General features: G+C 53.1%; 17 protein-coding genes. 1 reads left to right on the top strand and 16 read right to left on the bottom strand.

What is annotated here, in order from left to right:
- Window positions 1-18: 18 nt before the first annotated feature.
- The 4 genes from V8F51_RS18955 to V8F51_RS18940 form a co-directional block, all read right to left on the bottom strand.
- Window positions 19-2,832: a beta-galactosidase gene (locus V8F51_RS18955; RefSeq protein ID WP_337101949.1), complete on the bottom strand. Its 2,814-nt coding sequence runs from the start codon at window positions 2,830-2,832 to the stop codon at window positions 19-21.
- Between the two features lie 411 nt (window positions 2,833-3,243).
- Window positions 3,244-4,290, bottom strand: a complete 1,047-nt coding sequence (locus tag V8F51_RS18950) for a LacI family DNA-binding transcriptional regulator (protein WP_337101948.1) — start codon at window positions 4,288-4,290, stop codon at window positions 3,244-3,246.
- Between the two features lie 554 nt (window positions 4,291-4,844).
- Window positions 4,845-5,501: a nucleotidyltransferase domain-containing protein gene (locus V8F51_RS18945; protein ID WP_337101947.1), complete on the bottom strand. Its 657-nt coding sequence runs from the start codon at window positions 5,499-5,501 to the stop codon at window positions 4,845-4,847.
- Window positions 5,502-5,540: 39 nt separating this feature from the next.
- Window positions 5,541-6,344: an undecaprenyl-diphosphate phosphatase gene (locus V8F51_RS18940; protein ID WP_337101946.1), complete on the bottom strand. Its 804-nt coding sequence runs from the start codon at window positions 6,342-6,344 to the stop codon at window positions 5,541-5,543.
- A gap of 163 nt (window positions 6,345-6,507) precedes the next feature.
- Here V8F51_RS18940 and V8F51_RS18935 point away from each other — a divergent pair, with 163 nt between their 5' ends.
- Window positions 6,508-7,590 (top strand): GIY-YIG nuclease family protein, encoded by a 1,083-nt coding sequence (locus V8F51_RS18935; RefSeq protein ID WP_337101945.1) that lies wholly within the window; start codon window positions 6,508-6,510, stop codon window positions 7,588-7,590.
- Here V8F51_RS18935 and V8F51_RS18930 read toward each other — a convergent pair.
- From V8F51_RS18930 to V8F51_RS18875, 12 genes are all read right to left on the bottom strand, one after another.
- A complete protein-coding gene (locus V8F51_RS18930; protein WP_337101944.1) occupies window positions 7,574-8,761 on the bottom strand; it encodes an alpha/beta hydrolase in 1,188 nt (395 codons plus the stop codon). The two genes, V8F51_RS18935 and V8F51_RS18930, sit on opposite strands and share 17 nt — an antisense overlap.
- 162 nt (window positions 8,762-8,923) lie before the next feature.
- Window positions 8,924-10,186, bottom strand: a complete 1,263-nt coding sequence (locus tag V8F51_RS18925; RefSeq protein ID WP_337101943.1) for a Zn-dependent hydrolase — start codon at window positions 10,184-10,186, stop codon at window positions 8,924-8,926.
- Entirely contained in the window at window positions 10,158-11,591 is a 1,434-nt protein-coding gene (locus tag V8F51_RS18920; RefSeq protein ID WP_337101942.1) for a dihydroorotase, read from the bottom strand. The genes V8F51_RS18925 and V8F51_RS18920 overlap by 29 nt, the downstream gene beginning before the upstream one ends.
- Window positions 11,592-11,639: 48 nt before the next feature.
- A complete protein-coding gene (locus tag V8F51_RS18915; protein ID WP_337101941.1) occupies window positions 11,640-13,184 on the bottom strand; it encodes an HAL/PAL/TAL family ammonia-lyase in 1,545 nt (514 codons plus the stop codon).
- Window positions 13,185-13,186: 2 nt separating this feature from the next.
- A complete protein-coding gene (locus V8F51_RS18910) occupies window positions 13,187-14,293 on the bottom strand; it encodes a DUF917 domain-containing protein (RefSeq protein WP_337101940.1) in 1,107 nt (368 codons plus the stop codon).
- A gap of 36 nt (window positions 14,294-14,329) precedes the next feature.
- Window positions 14,330-15,973: a urocanate hydratase gene (locus V8F51_RS18905; RefSeq protein ID WP_337101939.1), complete on the bottom strand. Its 1,644-nt coding sequence runs from the start codon at window positions 15,971-15,973 to the stop codon at window positions 14,330-14,332.
- Window positions 15,974-16,015: 42 nt separating this feature from the next.
- On the bottom strand, window positions 16,016-16,816 hold the full coding sequence (locus V8F51_RS18900; protein ID WP_337101938.1) for a DUF427 domain-containing protein: 801 nt from the start codon (window positions 16,814-16,816) through the stop codon (window positions 16,016-16,018).
- A complete protein-coding gene (locus V8F51_RS18895) occupies window positions 16,816-18,141 on the bottom strand; it encodes an LLM class flavin-dependent oxidoreductase (RefSeq protein ID WP_337101937.1) in 1,326 nt (441 codons plus the stop codon). The genes V8F51_RS18900 and V8F51_RS18895 overlap by 1 nt, the downstream gene beginning before the upstream one ends.
- Window positions 18,134-19,459, bottom strand: coding sequence for an LLM class flavin-dependent oxidoreductase (locus V8F51_RS18890; protein WP_337101935.1), 1,326 nt, complete (start codon window positions 19,457-19,459; stop codon window positions 18,134-18,136). The genes V8F51_RS18895 and V8F51_RS18890 overlap by 8 nt, the downstream gene beginning before the upstream one ends.
- Before the next feature lie 121 nt (window positions 19,460-19,580).
- The gene (locus V8F51_RS18885) at window positions 19,581-20,468 is read right to left on the bottom strand and encodes an ABC transporter substrate-binding protein (RefSeq protein ID WP_337101933.1); all 888 of its coding nucleotides are present in this window, start codon (window positions 20,466-20,468) and stop codon (window positions 19,581-19,583) included.
- Between the two features lie 16 nt (window positions 20,469-20,484).
- Entirely contained in the window at window positions 20,485-21,138 is a 654-nt protein-coding gene (locus V8F51_RS18880) for an ABC transporter permease (protein WP_337101932.1), read from the bottom strand.
- A complete protein-coding gene (locus V8F51_RS18875; RefSeq protein WP_337101931.1) occupies window positions 21,135-22,292 on the bottom strand; it encodes a betaine/proline/choline family ABC transporter ATP-binding protein in 1,158 nt (385 codons plus the stop codon). The genes V8F51_RS18880 and V8F51_RS18875 overlap by 4 nt, the downstream gene beginning before the upstream one ends.
- Between the last annotated feature and the right edge of the window lie 203 nt (window positions 22,293-22,495).

Raw genomic sequence — 22,495 nt, 5'->3', positions numbered from 1 at the left:
GTAATCCCTCCTTGTTGCCTAGCATTGAACAGGCGTGAACGAGATGGAATCCAGTGTACCCTTATTGCTGCGATCGACAGCCTCCAGCCATATCCGGACTCTGCCTTCACCCCCTTGAAGCCAAGCACCCGGCAAGTAAGCCGAGTTCGGGCTGCCCCCTGTCAGCACCGGCCGATCATCACCGCTTGGCAGCCATAGTCTGCCTACGATGCGATCCTCCATCATAACGGTCAGCTTCAGCCCCCTGCCAGTAAACATCATGCGCCAGCCTGCTCCCGAGCTGGAATTGACGACTTTCCCATATAGCCAAGCTGTTGCTCCCGGCTCAAGCCAGATCGGCAGCTCCACTTGCGTTGCTTGATCGCGCTCCCCGTCTGCTGCCGCTGCCAGTTGCTGCTCCTCCGCGCCGCTGACGGACCAATCGGTCGCATCATTGCCCTCGTATAAAATGACATTGCCGGATGGCAATCCGAGCACTCTCTCGATGAATAAGCTCAAGCGCGTCTCCTTGCCTGCTTCTACATAAGGGGTAATGTCGACATAAGGATCGAATGGGTTGACTGCTAGCTCGGCAGCCGTACCCGCAACATACACCTTCGCATGCGACTGCAAGCCTTGAAAATGAAGCGTCCACGAATCGGCATCCCCCGCTGCCCGGAAGGTCCGGCTATAATATTCGAATGCCGGATGATCGGGAGACAACCAGCCGCCGAAGCTGACGATCGGCCATAGATTTCGATCGATGTCACCAATAAGCTCTTCCTGAAGCTCACGTCTGTCTGCCCGATATACGCTCCAATTCCGGCTTAGATCGCGCACAGCCGTTATCGCTGCCATGCCGGACATTCCCTTCGTCGCGTTCAGTCTTAATGCCGGAAGCCTCGGGTCATCAAAGTTCGTATGACCCCATATTTCGGTTCGGGCGGTGAGCCTGCCCGCCTGCAACGGACGCGCTTCGTCCAGCGGCATGTAGCGGCTGCCGCCGCCCGGCGTTGCCGTACCGACATAATCACCGTCCGCATACAGCGAGATGACATCGCTTGCTTCGCGAAGCAGAATACCTTGCACGGGCTTGCCGTCAGATACATCGACAGAGGCTTCGTACCAGGAATAACCTCTATATACGCCTAACGTCTCCAAGCGGCTTGCTTCCATTGCTCTGCTGACTAGAGGCTCTCGAGAGTTGATCGGCTTAGCCTCATCAGTTGCGCTTATCTCATAAGCGATGGTCGGATGCTCCTCGGCACTTTCGTAACGGATTATCTCGCCGAAGGCGATCGCTCCAAGCTCATCGAATGGCTCGGCAATAAGCGCATCCTCTCTGCTATGCACATAAAGCGTTAACTCGCTTCCGTCCGCCAGACGAATGCTGCACTCGGCAGCCTCCGTTCCCTCGAAGCTTAACTGCAGCATGCTATCTCGCTGCTCGGCTGCTAGATGACGCGACTTCTCCACGAACCAGCCTTCTCCAAGCTCAAGCTCGATGCGGCCTCTTCCTTCCGCGTGGAACGCAATCGCCGCGCCGCCTGCCAGCCGCTTCGCCATATAGAGCTCCGCTGTCGACTGAGCAAGCCTCCCTTGAATACCCCAGCCGTTTAGCGGCAGCTGCACCGGGAGCGCCAATGATCGACCGCCCTTTAGCACGAACGTCGCCGGTCTGCCTGCTAACCGTGCATCCGAGAATGCAAGCTCCTTGTCGCGATCGTCCAAATTCGTTATGAACAGCAGCTGCCCTCCGCCCTGCAAGGTCAATGCGTACGGTCCAGCGACTCCGCTCGTTTCCCCTGCAACTGCCATATTCGCTGCTTCCTCCGCGCTTGCTACCGAAGCTGCGGCAAGCGATGAGCCGTAGGCTTCCAGCAAGCGTCCGAGCAGCTTGCCCTCGTAAGCTTCCTGCCGAATATGGCCTTCCGGCGAAATCATGCCGCCGAAGTCGTAATCCGAAGTCATGAACGCAAGCGGCATGCCCCAATTGTTCGTTGCGTTCGTGAAGCCGAAGTCCGTGCCCGATACTTGTAAATAAGGCCCAAGCAGCTTGGCGCCGCAGGCTAACAACCTGCGCAGCAAGTAATGCGCTCTGTTCGTCTCCGTTACGAGCAGAGGGGAGTTCCGCTCGGCCAACAACTCGCGATAATGCAATACTTTGGACTCAAACTCCGGATCGCGATTGTCCGGATAGAAGTTGCAGGTTGGAACGACTCCGTCCGCAAGACCGGAAGCTTGCGGCAGTCCTCCTTGCCCGGCGCAGGCGAAGATAGGTACCGAAATGCCGTGAGCCAATGTCATATCGCGAAGCGCGGCCATGTATCCAGCCGGATCGGAGCAATCGTAGAAGTCCAGCTCATTGTCGAGCTGCACCGCGATAACCGTACCTCCTTCTCCCGCCTGGTAAGCTCTCAACAGCGGCAATACGCGATCGTACCAGCTTGATACGCTCCGCAGGAATGTATCGTCGTTATCCCGCAGCTTCATGTCCTTAGCGAACAAGTACGCCGGCAGAGCGCCGCCATCCCATTCCGAGCAAATATACGGTCCAGGTCTGGCTACAACCCACAGTCCAACCTCCGCGGCAGCCGCCAGAAAAGCGCTTATATCACGCTCGCCGCCGAAATCCCATACACCTTCCGCCAGCTCGTGATAATTCCAAGGGAAGTAGACGTCGATGCTGTTGTAACCGAACGCCTTAAGCTGCTCCATCCGCTCCTTCCAGTAAGCCCTCGGAATGCGGAAGTAGAATAACGACGCGCTTAGCAGCACTTGCGGCTTGCCATGAATGCGTACCGCTTCTGCTTCGAATTGAACGGCTGCCTTCGCCTGAATGTCCATGCTCATGCCTTAACCCCCTACAGCATTTAGTATTTAATCGCGAATGCCCGCAATAATAATCGAAAAATGTAACCCGTTTCATGAAACCCGTTACATTTTTGGCAAAAATAAATACACTCTCAATCGACCGAGCGTGAACGGCCAAACGCCTCTACAGTGGCGGCGTTAAGCAATCGTTTCGCGCAGAATTCTAAATGACTGGCTAGAATTCAAAAAAACAATAAATGTTTTTTCTGCGGTATCCTGACGTGTATCGTGTGCGGATCGTCGTATGTGTGAAAGCACCGAAAATGAAATGTAACGGGTTTCATTTGTGAGTGTGACAACTGCCAAAGTTTAGACACCTTGATTCTATTCAACGATGAAAGCGTTGTCAATAAGTTTTTTTTAGAGCCGTAATTCGTCTTATCTCCTTGCTTATCTCGGAACCGCGGTCGTCTCTCGTATGATGAGCTCCGGTCTTACTCTCGTATGCTTATTCGCTTTCGTCTTCGTAATCAGCTGGTGCAGCACGTCTGCGGCGCTGCGGCCCACATCGTAGCATTTCAGAGAAACCGTTGTCAGCTCGGGAATACTGTTCGCGGCATACGGAATATCGTCGAACCCGACTAGCGACAGATCTTGAGGCACGGACATGCCTGCTTTGTAAGCAGCCTTCATGACGCCGATCGCAACAAGATCGTTCGCGCAGAATATAGCGGTCGGAAGCTCCGCTTCCTGCAGCAGCTGATTCATGAACCGCTTGCCGCTTTCGACCGAGAAGCCCCCATCGAGCAGCCATTCCTTGCGAAACGTCAGTCCATTCTGCTCCATTGTGCGAACGTAGCCTTGAATACGCTGCAGCGTGTTGGACATGCCTCGATAACCGCCTACAAAGGCGATATCGCGGTGCCCTAGATCAATCAGATGCTGGGTCGCCAGCACGGCGCCTTCACGTTCATCGGCAAATACACGGTTCATCGAATGGCCGGGCAAGCTCCCGTTAATCAACACCGTCGGCACGCGTTTGCTAACCTCGATTACTTCGCTGACCTGCTCCTTCGTCGGCCTGGCTAGATTAATTCGGCCGCCTATCATGACGATCCCATCCACCTGCTTCTCCAGCAAAATATTTAAATATTGCGATTCACGCTCATACTGCTCCTTGGAATCGCCGTTCGTGGATGCGGTATCGCAAAGAAAAAAAGTATATCCCTTGCTTCTCGCCTCTTGCTCCAAACCTGCCAGCACCTCGGGAAAGAACGGGTTCGTAATGTCCGGCAATATGACCCCGATCATGCCTGTCTCCTTCTTCGATAAGCTTCTAGCCAGCGCGTTTGGTTGGAACTGATACTTGTTAATGAGCTCGACGATCCGCTCGCGCGTCGATTTCTTCACGGGAGCGGTGTTGTTAAGCACACGCGACACCGTCGCTACCGAGACGTTCGCTTCCCTTGCTATGTCGTATACCGTGACCGGTTTCAAATGTGGTCGCTCCTTTCCCATGATCCGTTCTTAGGTAGAATAGCAGACTTTTTCCAAAATAAAAATGAGTATTTTCCAGCTTTTTCATAACTGTATATGCGACAAGATTCGACTCTTCGCCTTAATAGAGCTCGCTTTTTGAATGGATTTCATACAATCAAAAAGCGAGGAACGAGAAGATTTCAGAGTTTGATTGGATTTTGTACAGTCAAATAGACGAAAAGAAGCTGCTGAGGGCTAAAATGCCGGTTATGACTGTATGTTTTCCACTCAAAAGTGACTTCACAAGCGATCGGGACGATTAGATTGTATGAAATACAGGCAAACGTAACATCAGTAAGCAAAGGTGGTCAACACAGTCGGATTCGGATGAAGGCTATGTACAACAAGCGTTTGTGCGTCTAAAACATCCCCATTAATGCGCAAAAACCTCAAGCCATCCACTGCAAAGCGGAAAGTTGAGGTTCATAGTTAAGTGACTTTTTGAAACTGCTGCTGATCCTATGAAACTCGTATCCCCTAGTCTCACACATCGACATATTGTCTTATTACTTTCACCTTGTACCTTCGACGTTATCGATTGCCGTTCGACAAACGCTGTACGTTTGACGAATAGCGTCGACCCATCTATGCCCTCTGGGAAATTGGGCAATTAACGCAGAGGTAAGCCATTGTTTCTCGTCCTCGGAAAGCAGGGGGAGCATCCGCTGCAAATCCTGCTCATCCTTTTCCCTAATGTCCGAGCTTCCTCCCTTGTACAGCAGCTGTATTTCCGGCCTCAAGTACGGTATGCCTTCCTTCGTGCGGACAAGTATTTCAGCAGCAGCTCTGCGAATCGCCGTTTCTCTTCGGTACACCCAGTCCCCCTGCTCTGTATCGACGAGCATCATTTGGAACGCCCAAGACGATCCGCCTATCCTGCGAGCCCAAATATCTTTTGTCGCGCTTAGGTACTCGCCTTGCCGCCATCTGCTAAGCTTGCCTTTCTCCGCTTTGTAAAGCTCGCATTCTGCCGACAACAGGTCGAATGCGGCGACATGCTCCTCTCGGAAAAGAACGATATCGATATCGCCGTGCGGCCTGGACTGCTTGCCCGCATGCAGATCCAATGCCCAACCGCCGGCTATCATCCACTTCACGGGGAGCACGGAGAAAATACGCTCCGTTTCCGATAGAGTTATAGGTTCCCAATTGTGTATATCCGTCCCCAAGCTGCAATCCTCCTACGATAGACGCGTTGCTCCTATGGACTAGCGCATCACCAAAAAGTAAAATACTGCCGCAAGCACGAAGCGGTACAATGCGAACCATTCCAGCTTCAACCGCTTGATTAAGTTAAGGAATGTCACAACCGCAATCATAGCGACAACGAAGGCCGCGATAAAGCCGATCAGGAACAAGAGCAGCGCGTCCGAGGTCAGATGCTCGCGGCTATCGTACATATCCAGAATCGTCGCCCCGAACATAACCGGCACCGATATAATAAACGTAAAGTCCGCCGCAGCCTTCTGACTCGTTCCGAGCAGCAAGCCGCCGGAAATCGTGGAGCCCGATCGGGAGAAGCCCGGCCATAACGCCAAGCATTGGAACAGGCCGATCCCCAGTGCCTGCTTGTATGTAATGTCGTCGGTATTCTCCGATGTTACCTTCCGCTTGACGCGGCTCGCAACAATCATCAGTATGCCGCCGATAACAAGACCGATCAGCACCGGACCCGGTCCGAACAACACATCCTTGATAAAGTCCTTCAATAGCAAATAAACGATAAGCGCAGGAATCATCGCGATGATGAGATGAAGAGCATTCAGCTTGCCCGGCGTCTTGAATTTAAAGGCCAGCATGTCCTTCAATATGCCCATATACCTAGACCAATAGAGGACGAGCACCGCCATTACCGCGCCTAGTTGAATGACGATTTTGAACGTATCCGCCGCGTCCCCTTCGAAATTGAGCAAGTCTCCTACAAGAATCATATGGCCCGTAGACGATACCGGAAGAAACTCCGTCAACCCTTCTACGATACCAAGAATAATCGCTTTAATGAAATCGTACATAAATCATTGTCCGCCTTTCTTACCCTATCGGTTAGTGAGTGCGATAACTTAGCAAAGTATACTATAATTACAATGCTGCTTGTTTACTAGATATATAAGTTGCCAGCTGCAGTTATTCCATTATGCCAGAAATAGACAAGCCCGTACAAGGAGATTGAGGCCTATGCCGTTCTTGTTCCAACCAGGCGATTACCCGGAAAGTCCTGGCTGCTATATGATGAAGAGCGCCGATGGGCGCATCCTATATATAGGCAAGTCCAAAAGCTTGCGGAATCGGCTGCGCTCTTACTTCGCCAAACAGCATGAGCATAAACGCATTAAACAGCTCGTAGAAGAAATAGCCTCTATCGAGATTGTGCTCGTTAATAACGAGGCAGAGAGCCTTCTATTGGAAAATAATTTGATCAAGCTCCATAAGCCCCCATACAACCGTGCTCTGATGAAAGAAGAAAGCGGCTACGCCTACTTGCAGTTTACGCAGGAGAAGCTTCCTAGACTGGAAGTCTACTACCGAAATCAATCGAGCAGCCGATCTAAGGAAACCGCTGGAGAGAAGTTAGGTCCGTTCAAAAGCTCGCGATATCGCGATGCGCTTCTGACGGTCGTAGCCGAGCATTACGGACTGCGTACTTGCGCCCCTATGCCGAAGCGCGTCTGTCTGCAATACCATATCGGCAAGTGCAGCGGCGTATGTGAAGGACTCATATCAGAGTCGGATTACTTGGACAATGTGCGCCAGGCTTCGGAACTGCTCATGAACAAGGGGGAAAGCTTGATCGAAACGTTATATGCGCAAATGGAGCGCTATGCGGAGCTGATGCAATTCGAGAAGGCGCAGCGTCTCCTTCTTAGCATTCGCAACCTGGAGCATGCATCCGACAAACAGATCGTGGAGAGACAAGCCGCGATCGACCAAGACGTCCTCTACTTTGAAGATTCGTTCGTCATGATCGCCAAAGTAAAGGAAGGCATGTTGAGCGAATTCCAGCTGCTGCCCCTGGGCGACGAATCGCAAGACAACGCTGTTGATACGTTTCTTATGACGCACTATGCCCCGATTAAGGGGCAAAGCAGGCCAAGCGAACTGATCGTAAACGCGATCAACGATTCGAAGAATGTCCGCGCAGCGTTAAACCGCCGAGGAGCAGCTCCCATTACGATCACACTCCCAAAGCGCGGGATCAAATACGAGCTGCTGCAGCTCTGTCGAATTAACTATGAATACCGCGTCAATGCGCCAAAATAAAATCGACGACCGGCTTTGGATCCTCCAAGCTATGAGGATGATGGCCAACCCCCGGCTTGACGATCATCTCGATCCCACCGCCGAGTTTGCTGTACCTCCTCTCAAGCACCGACGCATTTTCGCTCATCGGAACAGGAATATCCGCATCCCCTGCAACGACAATAATTGGGATTCCAGCCTGGGCCAGCGGCTCGAGCCGATCAAGAGGCGATACGCCTTCATAGGCGGTTTCCTCATCCGTCATGCCATAGACGGCTTTGCACTGTTCCCATTCTGTTTTCCATTCCCAATCTGCGCCGACTCCCTTGCCTTTGGCGCCCGGCCAACTGCTGATGTCGAGCACGGGGGCGTCCAAATAAACGGATCGGATGCGTCCTGGATAGGCAATCGCATAATTCATCGCGTAAAGTCCTCCGCGACTGAAGCCGAATAGTACGGACTTCTTGGCCACGCCGAAAGTCTCAGTAACGAATCTATGAAACTTCTCCATCAACTCTACCGCTCCAGGGCAACCGTACAGATCGCTGATTCTGTAATAGGCGATTGCCCAGCCTTGGCTGAGAAGCGCCCGATCAACGGTTGCGAAGGCGTCGAAAAACTCGGCACGCCATAGCCACGGCTTTCCCGGAGCGTGATCATGCGGGGCCACGATGAAGCCCTCTCTTCCTTCCAGCATGAACTCGCTTCGTTTATAGCCGTTCCATTCTCCGACTGTCATGCCGTCATCCAATTGCAGCTCCCGTTCCAAAGTAATATTAAACAACGCTTGAATCAGTCTTCTGGCAACTAGCCAATCCAGCTTCGTTTGAGGCAGCCCCGCCGGCATTTCGTCAAGCCGCACAACAAAATCCGCATCAAGTTCCGCACTCTCCTTCATCAATGCTGAATCAGACTCCACGACGACGATCGCCTTAGCACCGGAGGAACGAACGCTCTCGATGAGCCGATTCAAAGATTCTGCAGTAGAATGCAAGCTTAATAAGACCCAATCGATCGGCTCTGCTTCCAACTCATCCCATTTAACAAAACGAATCTCTCGATTCGGGTGGTGCTTTCCGAAGTAAGCGTCCAGACAGCCTAACACGCCTCCGTCTTTCCAGAGGCTGCTCTCCGCGAAAGCGACTGTCAGCTTTGCGGGAACTTCGCCGTTTTTGCCGAATAAAGGTATCATAATATCCCAACCTTCTCTCCATATGTCTAGCAGTTAATTAAAGGAATCTTTGCATTGATCATACACCTTCCTCCATAAAGCGACTATCCCTGTTTCAATTAAAAAAGCCTAGCGAAACGGAGGTCAACAACCTCAGAGTCGCTAGGCTTTTGCATGTTTGTTCTATACAACATTTTTATCCAAATGGATGATTGCCCGGGCCAATGCCTCCGCTCCCTGAGCGATTGGCTGAATATCCGTCCATTCTTCCGGACAATGGGAGCGTCCGCCTAAGCTTGGCACGAACAGCATGCCGATCGGCGCAATCCGGCTCAATTGGTTGCCGTCATGGCCGGCGCCGCTAGGCAGCTCTGCATACAGCGAGTCGCTCCCTAGCGTTTCACGGCATGCGAGCGCAAGCGCGCTGCGGATGTGCTCGGGAACGGTTACCGGCTCCGAACGGGTCAACGCTTCGATTCGAATGGATAGTCCCCGATTCTCAACAAGTGCCCGGGCGCGTTCCAAATAGTGCTCGCACACTTCGGCGATCAACGCGGCATCGATGCTGCGAACCTCAAATTTGAACGTTACTTCGCCAGGCACTACATTCGCCGCATTCGGATTAACATTAACGACGCCGACGGTGCCGACAACAGGACTGCTGTAAGCTTTACGGCAAATCGTTTCCAGCTCGACAAACAGCTCCCCGGCCGCCGGCAAGGCATCGCGCCGCATCGTCATGGGCGTTGTCCCGGCATGATCCGGTTGCCCGATAACCGTTACTTGATAGCGGCTAATGCCGACAATCCCGGTTACTACACCGAGAGGTCTGGACGTTTCCACCAAGACTGGGCCTTGCTCAATGTGCAGCTCCAAATAAGCCGCTACCGACCCTTGCTTTCTTGCTTCTTGATCAATCCGAGCAGGATTGCCTCCCGCTTCGGCAATACAATCGATCAGCACGCGACCCTCCGGATCGCGGCTGTTGCGCATATCTTCGCTCAGATTGCCGACCATCCCCCGGCTTCCGACGGTTGAAACGCCGAAATCCGTCGGCTCCTCCGCCGTGAAATCGACGATTTCAAGCGGATGGTCCAATTGAATGTCCGCTTCCTTCAGCATCCGAACGAGTTCCAATCCTACAACTACACCCGCTATGCCATCGAATCGTCCGCCGCCTGTAACGGTATCCGTATGCGACCCCACCATAATCGGAGACAGCTCCGGCTTGCTTCCCGCAAGTCGGCCAATGACATTCGATGCCGCGTCCTGGTATACCTCTAGTCCCAGCGTCGCCATCTCCTGCTTAAGCCATGCGCGTCCCTCTTCATATAGCGCCGTAAAAGGACGTCTGGTCCATGGCCGCTCCGGATTCGTGATTTTGCTTAACGTCTCAATATCAGACCAGATTCTGGCCTCACTTGGCTTCAACGATAACCGAATCATTGCTCTTCGCCTCCTTGTAAGGTTTCAATGGCAAATACGATACATGGCCGGGCTTAACGAATTGCCCGATGCGCTTATCGGACACGGACTTGCCGTCATAAACCTCATGACCGCGAACGTAGGATGCTTCAATTCGGCCCTTCATTTCCAGTCCGTGATACAAGCTCCAGCCTGCGTTGCTATGCTGGTCGTTCTCGTCGAGCACCCACCGAGCGGCAGGATCGATTACAATAAAATCGGCATCCGCGCCTATTTTGAGCGCCCCTTTGCGATCGGAGAGTCCGTATACTCTTGCCGGATTTTCGCTCACTAACCTTACAAGATCGTGGATCGACAGACGCCCTTCCGCTACGCCGAAGGCATACAATAACGGCACAAGCGTTTCTACTCCTGGCGCACCAGAAGCATTGTCGAAAATGTTCGACGCGCTTTTTTTCTCGATTTTCCAAGGAGCATGATCAGAGGTTACGAGACCGATAGCTCCGTTTCTGCACTGCTCCCACAGCTCTGATTGATCCTTAGGCGCTCGAAGCGGCGGATTGATCTTAGCCTTGGCGCCCATCCGCATCATATCGCGGTCCGTTAGCACGAGATAGTGGATGCAAGTCTCGACGCTTACGGCAACGCCTTCCCTTGCATAGCTTTCCGCCAACCTAACCGCATGCGGAACGGTCGTATGATGGAAGTGGACATGCGCCCCGGACCAATAAGCAAGCTCAAGCGCGGTCGCCACGGCCGTGCTTTCCGCAACCGGCGGTCTTGATTTGCAATGCAGCAGCGGATCATGGTGCACATCCCCCGCCTCATGCTTCTTCGAAAACCGGCGAACGATTTCATCATTCTCGGCATGCAGGCCGACGGCGCGCTTCTGAGCGGCAATATGCTCGAACGCTTCCAGCATCTCGCCGTCATTGATTCGCGGAAATCGATACGAATTCGTATTGAAGGTCGATAGCTTAAAGCCGCAAGCGCCTGCTTCAGCGAGTCTGGCGATTTCGTCCATATCACCATCCGGCCGGATCGTCGCAAGCAAGGCAACGTCAACGAACGCTTCCGACCCAATCCGTTCGGCTTTCCTTTCCAGAAGCTCTGCCGTCCATACCGGTTCGTCGGAATCGTACGGCATATCGATAATCGTCGTCACGCCTCCCGCTGCCGCGGAGCGAGTCGCTCCCGTTATTCCCTCGGAAGGCTCGCTGAAGCAATGAACATGCGCATCTATCGCTCCGGGTACAATCCACATGCCGGTAAAGTCTTGATGATCGCTAGAATCAAACGGCTCTCCGTCTTCTAATATCGCCGTTATGCGGCCTTGATTGATAGCCAACACGCCGTTGTTCACGATTCTACCGCCGGGCAGGACCAAATTGCCGCGAACGGAAAGTTCGTAGGCTTGATCTTTCATTTTGTAGGTTCACTTCTTTCGATAGAAATCGAGATGATTAGACAACTATTAATGCTCACCTAATGCGGATTTGATGGCTTGCAGCAGTTGACCGCTTTTGCATAATTCATATATTTGTTCAATATCCTTGGTTTGCTCGCGATCTTGGTCCAAAAAGGGCACAACGGAGCGAATGGCGCGATAGGCGGCAGCAGATCCCTTTCCTAGCCGCAGCTCCCCGCGCAAATCGATCGCTTGCGCAGCATGAAGCAGCTCGATAGCGAGTACATAGTAGAGCCGATCAATAATATCCCTTGTTTTGGCTACGACGAACGGCGCGTTCGTTCCGTGATCCTCGATATCCCCTGCGAGCGAATAATAATCGGCGGAAACCGGGTTAGACAGATGACGGATTTCGGCGTCAAGCGCGGTTACCGTTTTCTGTACGGTGCACAATCCGATGGACGAAGCTTCGTTCGCGGTAAGAAAGCGGGTCAATCCCGTAAAGGCGGGGTTGCCCAGCTTTAATGTCCGAAAGCAGGAACTCCGCGAGACGTGGACAAGCGCATTGCCCAGCATCTCGAAGCCGAGCACCCAAACGATCGGATCAAAATTTGCGTTAGACACGATTCGCCCTTCATCCGGAAGCACGCACGGGTTGTCATCCGAGCAGTTCAAATGGGTAACAAGCCGGCTCTCTGTATAGGCGAGCGAGTCCCTTGCGGCTCCGTGAATTTGACAAACATCTCTAAAGCTTAGCGGGTCCTGCAGCGATTCAGCATTTTGATTGTCCCAAAGGTCGCTATCGCGAAGTAAACGACGAATGCCGTCCAAGCTCTCAAGCTGCCCTTGATAAGGTCTGACATGATGCACGGCGGGATCGAGCGCGCTGACATTGCCGCGCAGCGCCTCGAGCGACAACGCAGCCGCGGCGTCTGCAAGCTCCAGAAGCAGGCGGCCTTCATGCAAAGCCAGCGCTCCGATTCCGGACGATACCGCATTGGAGCTGACGATTGCGAGCCCGTCTTTCGGTCCCATCCGCAAAGGCTCCAGCCCTGCCCGTAGCAATGCTTCGCCAGCCGGAATGAGTTCGCCGCCATAGCGCACGTTCCCTTCACCGATCATCGCCAAACCAATGGGCGAGATAAGCGTAATGTCCGAAGCGCCGACCGAACCGCGAAGCCGCAGCACGGGATGAATGCCATGATTAAGAAACTCCGCGTATCGCAAGGCGACCGCCGGCTGAATGCCCGTATGTCCTAAAAGAAGGCCGTTCAGCCTAGCTAGGAGCACCGCGCGCACTTCCTCCTCCGTCGCCTCCGGCTTGACCGCAGCATGATGAGAAAATAATAAGTTGCGGTTAAAGCCCTCGAAGAAGGAGGGGCTAATCTTCTTATCCTTATTCCAGCCTACACCGCGATTTAGACCATATACAGGCTGATCCTGCTCGGCAAGCTCGAATACGAGCTTCCGCGACCGCTCCAGTCTCTCCGTCGCAGCCGCAGCTACCGAAACCCGCTTATTTCCGTACGAGACATTGTATAATTCCTGTATCGTAAGGTTTCTTCCATCAAGGTGCAGCGTTTCCCCGCGATCAATCCGCCCGCTGTTCACGGCTAAACCCCTGCTCCGGACGGCGTTCCCAAATATTTCAGCAGTTCAATTCCCATCGCTTGCTCGACTTCCGGATACACGGAAGGATCCTTCACGCTCGAGCTCAGCGGAATAAGGGAACGGTCAATGACGAATACGCCGATCTCTGCCCCTTCTTCGATATGTCCAACACTTACCGGACGTCCCGTCTCCAGCGATAAGGTGGCGATGACATCCGGGAACGTGCTAAGCCGTTCTCCGTCCGGCCCATCCACGGCCATATATTCATTCATGACATGCAGCTTCACAAGCCTGCCGTCCGTTTCTTCCAGTTCAATCGTGCCAAGGTCGAAAGCGCCCGCATAATGGACGTCCTTCTTCGTTATGCGGCCTCTGGCCAGCAATTTGCCCCCGGTATGACCGCAAATCGTTTGAAGCACATGCTCCGCGCCTTGCGGCTCCGCCTCGATAATGGCCTTGCCGAGTTCGATCGCGATAGAGATGCCGCCTAGCGCCGCATGCTCCCTTATATACTTCGCCGGCAGCGGATGCCGCGCGGCAGCGATAAACCCGCCGGCCATATCGGACGCCGTTCGCAAAATATTGGACGTACGCGCAGGCGTTCCTTTCACGACCAGCTCGATATACGAGCCAAGCTCCGGCTTGCCGCCGACAACCGCTTGTATCGTCTCGTATTCAAGGCTTGAAGCGAGTCCCAGCGAACCCATCTTGCCGGTTGGATGCGCCCTGATGTCGCCGGTCGCGTCTACCACGACAAGGCCGAGCGCAGCCGCGGGCAGCCAGCCGTTAATCGAGCTCGACATGCCGTTCTGCGGCGTCATCACGCCAACGATCCTTCCCTCGTATTGCTCCATAATGAGCTCGACCGCTTTAATATAGTCTTTGCCTAGCATCTGCCAATCCGTACCTGCAGGCGCGCCGATTGCCGTACATGTCAGCACGATCGCATCGTCCGGCAGCTCATCCACCGATACGAGCTTCGGTTTGCCGATCGCCAGCGCCGCGCTTCCAATTTCGAGTCCATGGTCGACCCAGCCGCCGCCTCCGCTCGCGTAGACGGAACCTCCCCGGACTGCCGCGAGCACGTCCTCTTTCGTTAATTCACGCATGTCATTATCCTCCTGCCAGGTAGTAGTTTGCTGTTCTTATTGATCGGCGTTCACGCGCCGTATCCCTTTTTTGTCGATTTCGTCGAACGATTCCTCGTAGCCTGCATCGGCGTAACGAAGCACGCCAAGGCCTGTATCATTAGTCAGCGCCGTCTGCAAACGTTCCTCCGTTGCTTCGGCTCCGTCGGCTACGATCGTAATTCCCGCACTGGTCATGAAGCCTGCATAACCGCCGCCTCCCGAGTGGATGGCAACCAAGTCGGCCATCGACGAACAGCTCATCATCGCATTCAGCAACGGCCAATCGGCGATGGCATCGCTGCCGTCCTTCATCCTCTCCGTCATAATCGTCGGATGGGCCATCGCACCGGCATCCAGATGGTCGCGGGAAAAGGCGATAGGTCCCGACAACTTGCCTTTTCTGACCATTTGGTTAACTGCCAGCGCCAGCTTCGTCCGGTCGCCGTGCCCGAACCATCCGATTCGAGCAGGCAATCCTTCGACCGGCACGTAGGCGTTAGCCAACCCGATCCAGTTGGTCACGATATCGTTGTCCTTGAATTCGTCCAGTATATACTCGTCGATGATGCGAATATCTTCTTTATTGCCGCTAAGCGCGATCCAGCGGAAAGGCCCGATTGCTCTTGCGAACAGCGGGCGCAGAAACGCCTCGGTAAATATATCGATATCGAACGCATTGGACAAGCCGTATTTGACTGCTTGCGTTCGAATGTTATTTCCGTTGTCAAAGACGATCGAGCCGCGCGCTTTAAATGCGAGCATTGCGCCTACTTCCCTTGCGATGGAAGCTCCGGCGTCGTCCTGCAGTTTTTGCGGCTCCGCGGTTCTGGCTTCGGCGGCCTCGGCAACCGTATAACCGCTTGGAATGTAGCCGTATAGTAGATCATGCGCCGATGTTTGATCGGTAACGATATCTGGAATGATGCCTCTATCCAGCAACTCCGGATAGACGTCCGCCGCATTGCCGAGCAGCCCGACCGATACGCTCTCACGGCTTGCCTTCGCTTCGTCGATCCAGCGCAGCGCTTCGTCCAAATCGCCGGTCTTGCGCTCCAAATAACCGGCCGCGATTCGTTTGTCTATTCGTTCCTCCGACACCTCGACGCATAGGATGGCCGCTCCCGCCATTTTCCCTGCAAGCGGCTGCGAGCCTCCCATCCCGCCAAGTCCCGCGGTAAGGATAAAGCGGCCGCTTAGGCTGCCACCATAGTGCATTCTAGCAATGCATTGAAAAATTTCATAAGTGCCTTGAAGCACCCCTTGCGAGCCGATGTATTGCCATGCGGCAGCCGTGAGCCCGCCCCAGATAATTAGTCCCTTTTCCTGTAGGGAATAGAAATTCTCGCTTGTTGCCCAGCGTCCGACGATGTTGCAATTGGCCATAATGACCAGCGGAGCGCGCACATGCGTCTTGAAAACGCCGATCGGCTTGCCTGACTGAATGACGAGCGTCTCGTCCTCCGCAAGCGTCAGCAGCGTGTTCACGATAGCGTGATAGGAAGGCCAATTGCGAGCGGCCTTGCCGAGCGAGGCGTACACGATAAGCTCCTTCTGGTTTTCGCCGTTTTCCAGTACGTTCTCCAGCATGCGGAGCAGCGCCTCCTGGCGCCAGCCCTTGCAGCGAAGCTCCGTTCCTCTTTGCGCTTTAATCAAGTCCATTCGCGTTGCTCCTTTCTAGTTGTTGCTAGCTTATTCCGAGAATCAGATGCCTTTCAGATACAGATGCTCGCCTTCGACGGGCTCCCACTTTTCCTCGTCGATATAGAAAGCCTCCGCTTTCTCTTGATAGAAACCAATCAAATCCTTCAGTTTATGCGCTTCGGGAGCAGGATCCGAGTAACGAACAGCAATCTCTTCTTTGAGCCCGTTTATGTTCGCCGTCCAGATTTCCGAAGTTCCCTTGTAGGGCGAGTATGCCGTTTTGTCGGTCAACGTAAGCTTATCCAGCCTCACGTCTTCCTTCGGCAAAAAATATCGCGGAGCCATTCCCGTTTCGAAAAGTATGACGGGCTGCCGACTCTCGGCAAGCGTCTCGCCATTAACGACGACTTTAATCGCTCGAGTACTGTGCAGCGTATCGATGCGTACTTTCGGATCGCGCGGGAAACCGAATACTTGCTCGTTTTCCTCGAATATCTCAACTTTTTTCCAATAGAAAGCGACGTAGCCTTTCAGAAATGCGCTTTTTTCGATCGGATCCTCGTACGTCCAAATCGCGTTCTGCGCCAGCTCGCCGTCCACCTTGATATGCCAATAGGAAGCGGTCCCCTTCAAATTGCAGAAAGAGCTGCGGTCGGTCTTCACCAGCCACTGCTCATTGACATCCGATAGCGGAAAATAATAGACGGGCACAACCTTCTCTTCGCGCACCAAAATGACATGCTCGCTCTCTGCGATCGTCGCTCCGTTAAAGACTACCTTCACTTTGCGTTTTACCGGCTCGTATCCGATCGTACGTTCTTTGACGGCAGGCAGCTCGCACAACAAATCTTGGTTCTCCATTATAAAATCGCCTCCTTTATTCTCAGTCCAAGCTGCTCGCGCAAAGTTCCTTCCGCATACGCTTGCTGAACGAGACCCCGCTTTTGCAATTCAGGCACGACAAGCTCTACGAAATCCTCCAGCCCCCCAGGCGTATGCGAAGGTATGATGTTAAACCCGTCGGCAGCGCCCGATTCGAACCAAAGCTCCAGCTGATCGGCAATCGTTTGCGGCGAGCCGGTAATCTCGAATGCGAGCTTCGATTTGGAGAAGCGTTGATAGAACTGGCGAATCGTTAAGTTTTCCTTGGCGGCCAATGCGGCTATGCTGTCCAGGCCTGTTTTGCTTTTGTTGAATGCATCACGGTCTGGCAAGGCCGGCATTGGACCGTCGAGCGGCAGTACGGACAAATCGATGCCCAAGCTGCTAGACAGCGAATCCAGCCCGACTTCGGGCAGCACCAGCTCGGCGAGCTGCGCTTCCTTCTCGGCCGCTTCCTCATCCGTCCTCCCGACAATGAGGAACACGCCCGGCATTACCTTTAATTGCTCAGGTTGTCTTCCATAAGCAGCAAGTCTGCTCTTGAACGCATTGTATTGCGCTATCCCCTCTTCAAGCGTCCGCGGGGTCGTAAACACGATATCCGCCCGCGAGGCGGCAAGCTTCATACCGTCCTCCGAGGATCCGGCATGGACAATAACCGGACGACCTTGCGGCGAACGGCCAAGATTGAGCGGACCTTTGACGCTAAAATGTTTCCCTTTGTGCTCAAGCGGCTTCAGCCTGCTCGTATCGGCAAACACGCCCGTTTCCTTATCGGTAACGAAAGCTCCCTCATCCCAACAATCCCATAGCCCAAGTGCGACGTCGACAAACTCCTGCGCGCGCTCATATCGTTCCGCATGCGTGAAATGGTTTTCCCTGCCAAAGTTGCGCGCTTCCTCGTCGTTCGTTGAAGTAACGATATTCCATGCCGCCCGGCCGTCGCTCAGATGGTCGAGCGTCGCGAGCGACCTCGCCGCGTGGAACGGCTCATGATAGCTAGTCGATAAGGTTGCCGCAAGTCCGATATGCTCGGTAACCGCGGATAACGCCGACAGCAAACCGATAGGCTCGACGCTTTGAAAATTAGACGTATGTTTGATAGCAAGCTCGGATTCGAATATGCATAATTTATCCGCGACAAAGAAAAGGTCGAACAATCCCCGCTCGGCCGCTTGAATCAAGCGCTTGTAATAGTCCAGCTGCATTAATTGGTCGGATGCGGCATCCGGATGCCTCCAATTCGCCAAATGAGTCGAAGAGGTAAAGGCGCCAAGCAGCATTCTATCGTTTCTTTTAACCATTTGATTTCTCTCCTCCCGACAAGGCATAGCGGTTCACTGGGCGTCTTAGCCCCAAGCTTTCCCGCAAGGTAGGCCCTTCGTATTCCGTTCGGAACAGTCCTCTTTGCTGCAGCAACGGAATTACGTGATCGACGAATTCATCCAGCCCGCCAGGCAAATAAGGCGATGTTATATTAAATCCGTCAGCCATGCCGCTTTCGAACCGCAGCTGCAGCTCGTCGGCAACCTGCTCGGGCGTCCCTACGATTTCCCACATCGAAGCCTTCATTAAGCCGGTATACAACCCGCGAATCGTTAACCCGCTCAATTCCGCTGCGATAAGCTTATCTAACAGCCTCTTATTCAATTGGTCCGGAGCAAGCGTATCGGCCAGCTTAGGAAGCGGCTCATCTAATGGATAGGCGGAATAATCGATTCCGAATAAGTCCTGCAAGCGCGAGAGGCCAAGACCCTCCGGAATCAGGCTGTCCAGCAGCTCCGACTTCGCCCGCGCCTCTTCCTCCGTCTGCCCGACGATGACCAATACGCCAGGCAAAATGTTTAACTCCTGCGCTTGGCGTCCGTATTTGGCTAATCTATCCTTGAAACTGGCGTACAGCTTCTTCGCGTCGTCCGGCGATTCCGGCGATACGAATACCGCATCCCCGTTCCGGGCAGCCTGCTCTTGGCACGCCTCCGAAGCTCCCGCGTATACGATGACCGGATTGCCTTGGGGCGGACGAGCGGCGTTGAGCGGTCCTCTAACCGAGAAATGCTCGCCGACATGATTAAGAACATGAAGCTTATCTGAATTGGCGAATACGCCGGATTCCTTGTCGACAACGAAGGCATCGTCCTCCCAGCTGTCCCAAAGACCCTTGACGACCTCGACGAATTCATCCGCCCGCGCGTAACGTTTGCCATGCTCCAAATGCGACTCTCTGCCGAAATTCCGGCCTTCCTCGTCATTCGTAGACGTAACGACATTCCATGCCGCCCTGCCACCGCTAATATGATCGAGCGATGCTAGCTTGCGCGCCGCGTGAAAGGGCTCGTTATACGTCGTGGAAAGCGTGCCTGCAAGGCCGATATGGCGGGTTACCGCCGCTAAGGCCGAAAGCAGCGCAAAAGGCTCCATTCGAATGTAGCTCGTATAGGTTCGCATCGCTTCATGATCGAATACGGCCAATTTATCGGCGACAAAAAACATATCCATTTTGCCTCTTTCGGCGGTTTGTACGACCTTCTTATAGAAGGAAAAGCGGTGACGCTCCGCATCACCGCCCGGATAACGCCAGCTGCCGTTATGGTTAGTTGAAAGAAATGCATTTAAAATCATGTGCTTTGGCCGGTTAGTCATACCGTTCCACCTCATTTTCTTGTCAGTAAAGGGAGAAAAGAGCCATTTTGAGTAAAGCGGCTCTTTTCTGTATTGATTTACCTAGCAAATAAACAGGCAATTATAGCAATCCATTTTCCTCAAGCCATTGCTTAGCCACGTCGGCAGCCAGCTTTTGCTCGATATCTACCTGCTCGTTCAGCTTTTGCATGGCTTCGTCATTGATTTTGCCCGCCAATTTAGCGTATACGTCCTTGAGCTCCGGATGAGCTTCAAGCGTTGCTCCTTTTACGAAAGGCACCGCATCGTAAGGGACGAAGGCTTTTTTGTCGTCTACAATAATGACGTTGTTGGTCGAAGGCAATGTGCCCGAAGTGGACAAAGTCGTGAATATGTCGACTTGGCCATCCTCCGCCGCTTTGAACTGCAAGCCCGGATCCATCGTTTTGATTTCTTTGAATTGGGTATTGTATATTTTATTAATGAGCGGCAAGTCATCCTCGCGGGTAATGAACCTTTGGGAAGCGCCAAGCACCAATTCTTGAGACTGAGCAGCGACGTCCGACAAGGTTTTGATGCCCCGCGCGTCGGCTTTGTCCTTCGGCATGACGAATACCAACGTATCGTTAAAACCGATTTTGTCCAGCACCTCGACGTTGTTTTGCTCTTTCATGCCCTTCTTGACGATGTCGTAGGCTTCGCTCGGCTCGTATACCGGCTCATGCTTCAACACGTTCAGCAATGCCGTTCCCGTATATTCCACGTAAGTATCGACTTCGCCCGATTTGATGCCGTCCCACAACAGCGCATCGTTCAGCTTGACGATTTTCGTAGACAAATCGGTTTCCTTCTCGATCAGCTGCGCCACGATACTAGCAAGAATATCCTGCTCGCCGAAACCTTTCGTCGCGATTGTAATCGTTCCTGAACCGGATGATTTAGATGAAGAGCAAGCTGCCAGCATAATAACCAAAACCAGACTTAACGAAATACCGAACCATTTTTTCATATGAATACAAACCCCTTTATCGTTTATTCAACGTATGACGCAGTCCTTTTGGCGTCAGCAGTCGGTATAAGACAAACAAAATAATGTTAGCGATGATAACAAGCAGCGATACCGGCAAAGCCCCTTCTAATAGCGTAATCGTATTAATCGAGGCCAAGCCGCGGGTAATAATGTCGCCGAGTCCGCCCGCTGCGATATAGGAAGCAATAGTCGCTCCGCTAATGGCGTGCACGGCTGCCAATCGGATGCCGGCCATAATGTAGCTGCGGGCAATCGGCATTTGCACCTTCCATAGCAGTTGCCCTCTGGTCATCCCCATTCCGACACCGGATTCAATGACGGATTGGTCAACCCCTCTAATGCCCTCATACGTATTCTGAAGAATCGGGAGCAGCGCGTAGAGCGTCAACGCGATGACGGCCGGCTTGGTTCCAATCCCCACAATCGGAATGAGAAAACCGAATAATGCCAAGCTTGGAATCGTCTGAATGACGGAAATAGCAGTAAGGATCACTTTGGCGAACCGCTCATGGCGCGTACAGTAGATGCCGAGCGGTATCGCGATTAGACATGCAATCGCCACGGAGATGAAGGCAACGTTAACATGTTCGACCGTTTTGGCGGCAATTTCCGGCCAATCACGAGCCAGTCTTTCGAAAAACAGGTTCACGCCTTCACCTCCTCTGGAAGCAGCTTGGCGGCAGCCGCCTCGATAATACTCGCTTGGCTAATAACTCCGCTGATATGATCGTTTTTCCCGAATACGGGAATGATGGCATTCCGTTTGAGAGCATGCAGCACTTCGCTTAGCGGAGCCTCAGCAGCAATAGGGGCTGCTTTGACGGGCTGCAGGTCCGACAACAAGGCAGTTCCGTCGAGCTTATCCAAGGCACGCAGCTCCAGCGCGGACAAGATACCCGTGTAAACCTTGTTTTCATTTAATACGATCAGCCCTTCGGCCCTTGCATCGTCGGCCGCCTTAACCGCTCTTGCAACGGTATAGTCGTCTGGTATGAAGACGGGCTCCGTTATGAAATCGCGGGCTGTAGCCGAGTGATTCGCGAAGCGCTTATCCTCTTTGGCTGCATAGCGCTCAGGTCCAACGAACTCCTTCACATAATCGCTTGCGGGATTGCGCAGCAGTTCATCGGGAGCACCGATCTGTTCAATCTTGCCATCCCGGAGCAATACGATGACATCCGCGATCTTTAAGGCTTCATCGATATCATGCGTTACGAAAACGATCGTCTTGCCAACCTTCTGGTTCAACCCGATAAGCTCGTTCTGAAGCTGGACGCGGCTAATCGGATCAAGCGCGCTGAAAGGTTCATCCATTAAAATGATTGACGGCTCCGAGGCAAGCGCCCTGGCTACACCTATGCGCTGCTGCTGTCCGCCGCTGAGCTCATGGGGATAACGGCGCCGGAACTTCTCCGGTTCAAGGCCAACCATACGAAGCAGCTGGGCCGCACGATCAGCAAGCTCCTTCTTCTTCTTCGCTGATTTCAGGCGAGGAACTATCGTAATATTGTCTTCGATTGTCATATGCGGAAATAACCCGATCTGCTGAATGACATATCCGATATCGCGGCGAAGCAAGACGGGATCGAGACTGCCGATATCTTTTCCTTCCACGAGGATCGTACCGGCATCGGCATCCACCAGACGGTTGATCATTTTCAGCAGCGTTGTCTTCCCGCAGCCTGATGGTCCGATAAGCGTTAAAATTTTCCCTGTCGGAATCGACAAGTTAAAATTTTCTAACACGTTGCCGGCTCCGTAGCTTTTGGTCACGTTTCTGAAGTCAATCGCCGTTGCGCTCATGCATGTATCCTTTCTCCAAACAAATTTTTAACCACAATTTCCGATGAGTTTAGTAGGTTTAATATTCGAAAAAATAAATAATCGAATCAACCTTAGCCAAATAAGAGAATGGAACACCTCCCGATGGAGCTCTATACCATCTGTATTAAACACCCTCCATTGGCATGGTTGGATTATTTATCACTTAATGATAATCAATTATT

The organism is Paenibacillus sp. YIM B09110 (genome assembly GCF_037167145.1).
Taxonomy (GTDB): domain Bacteria; phylum Bacillota; class Bacilli; order Paenibacillales; family Paenibacillaceae; genus Pristimantibacillus.
This window is presented reverse-complemented; position numbering and strand designations above follow the sequence as displayed.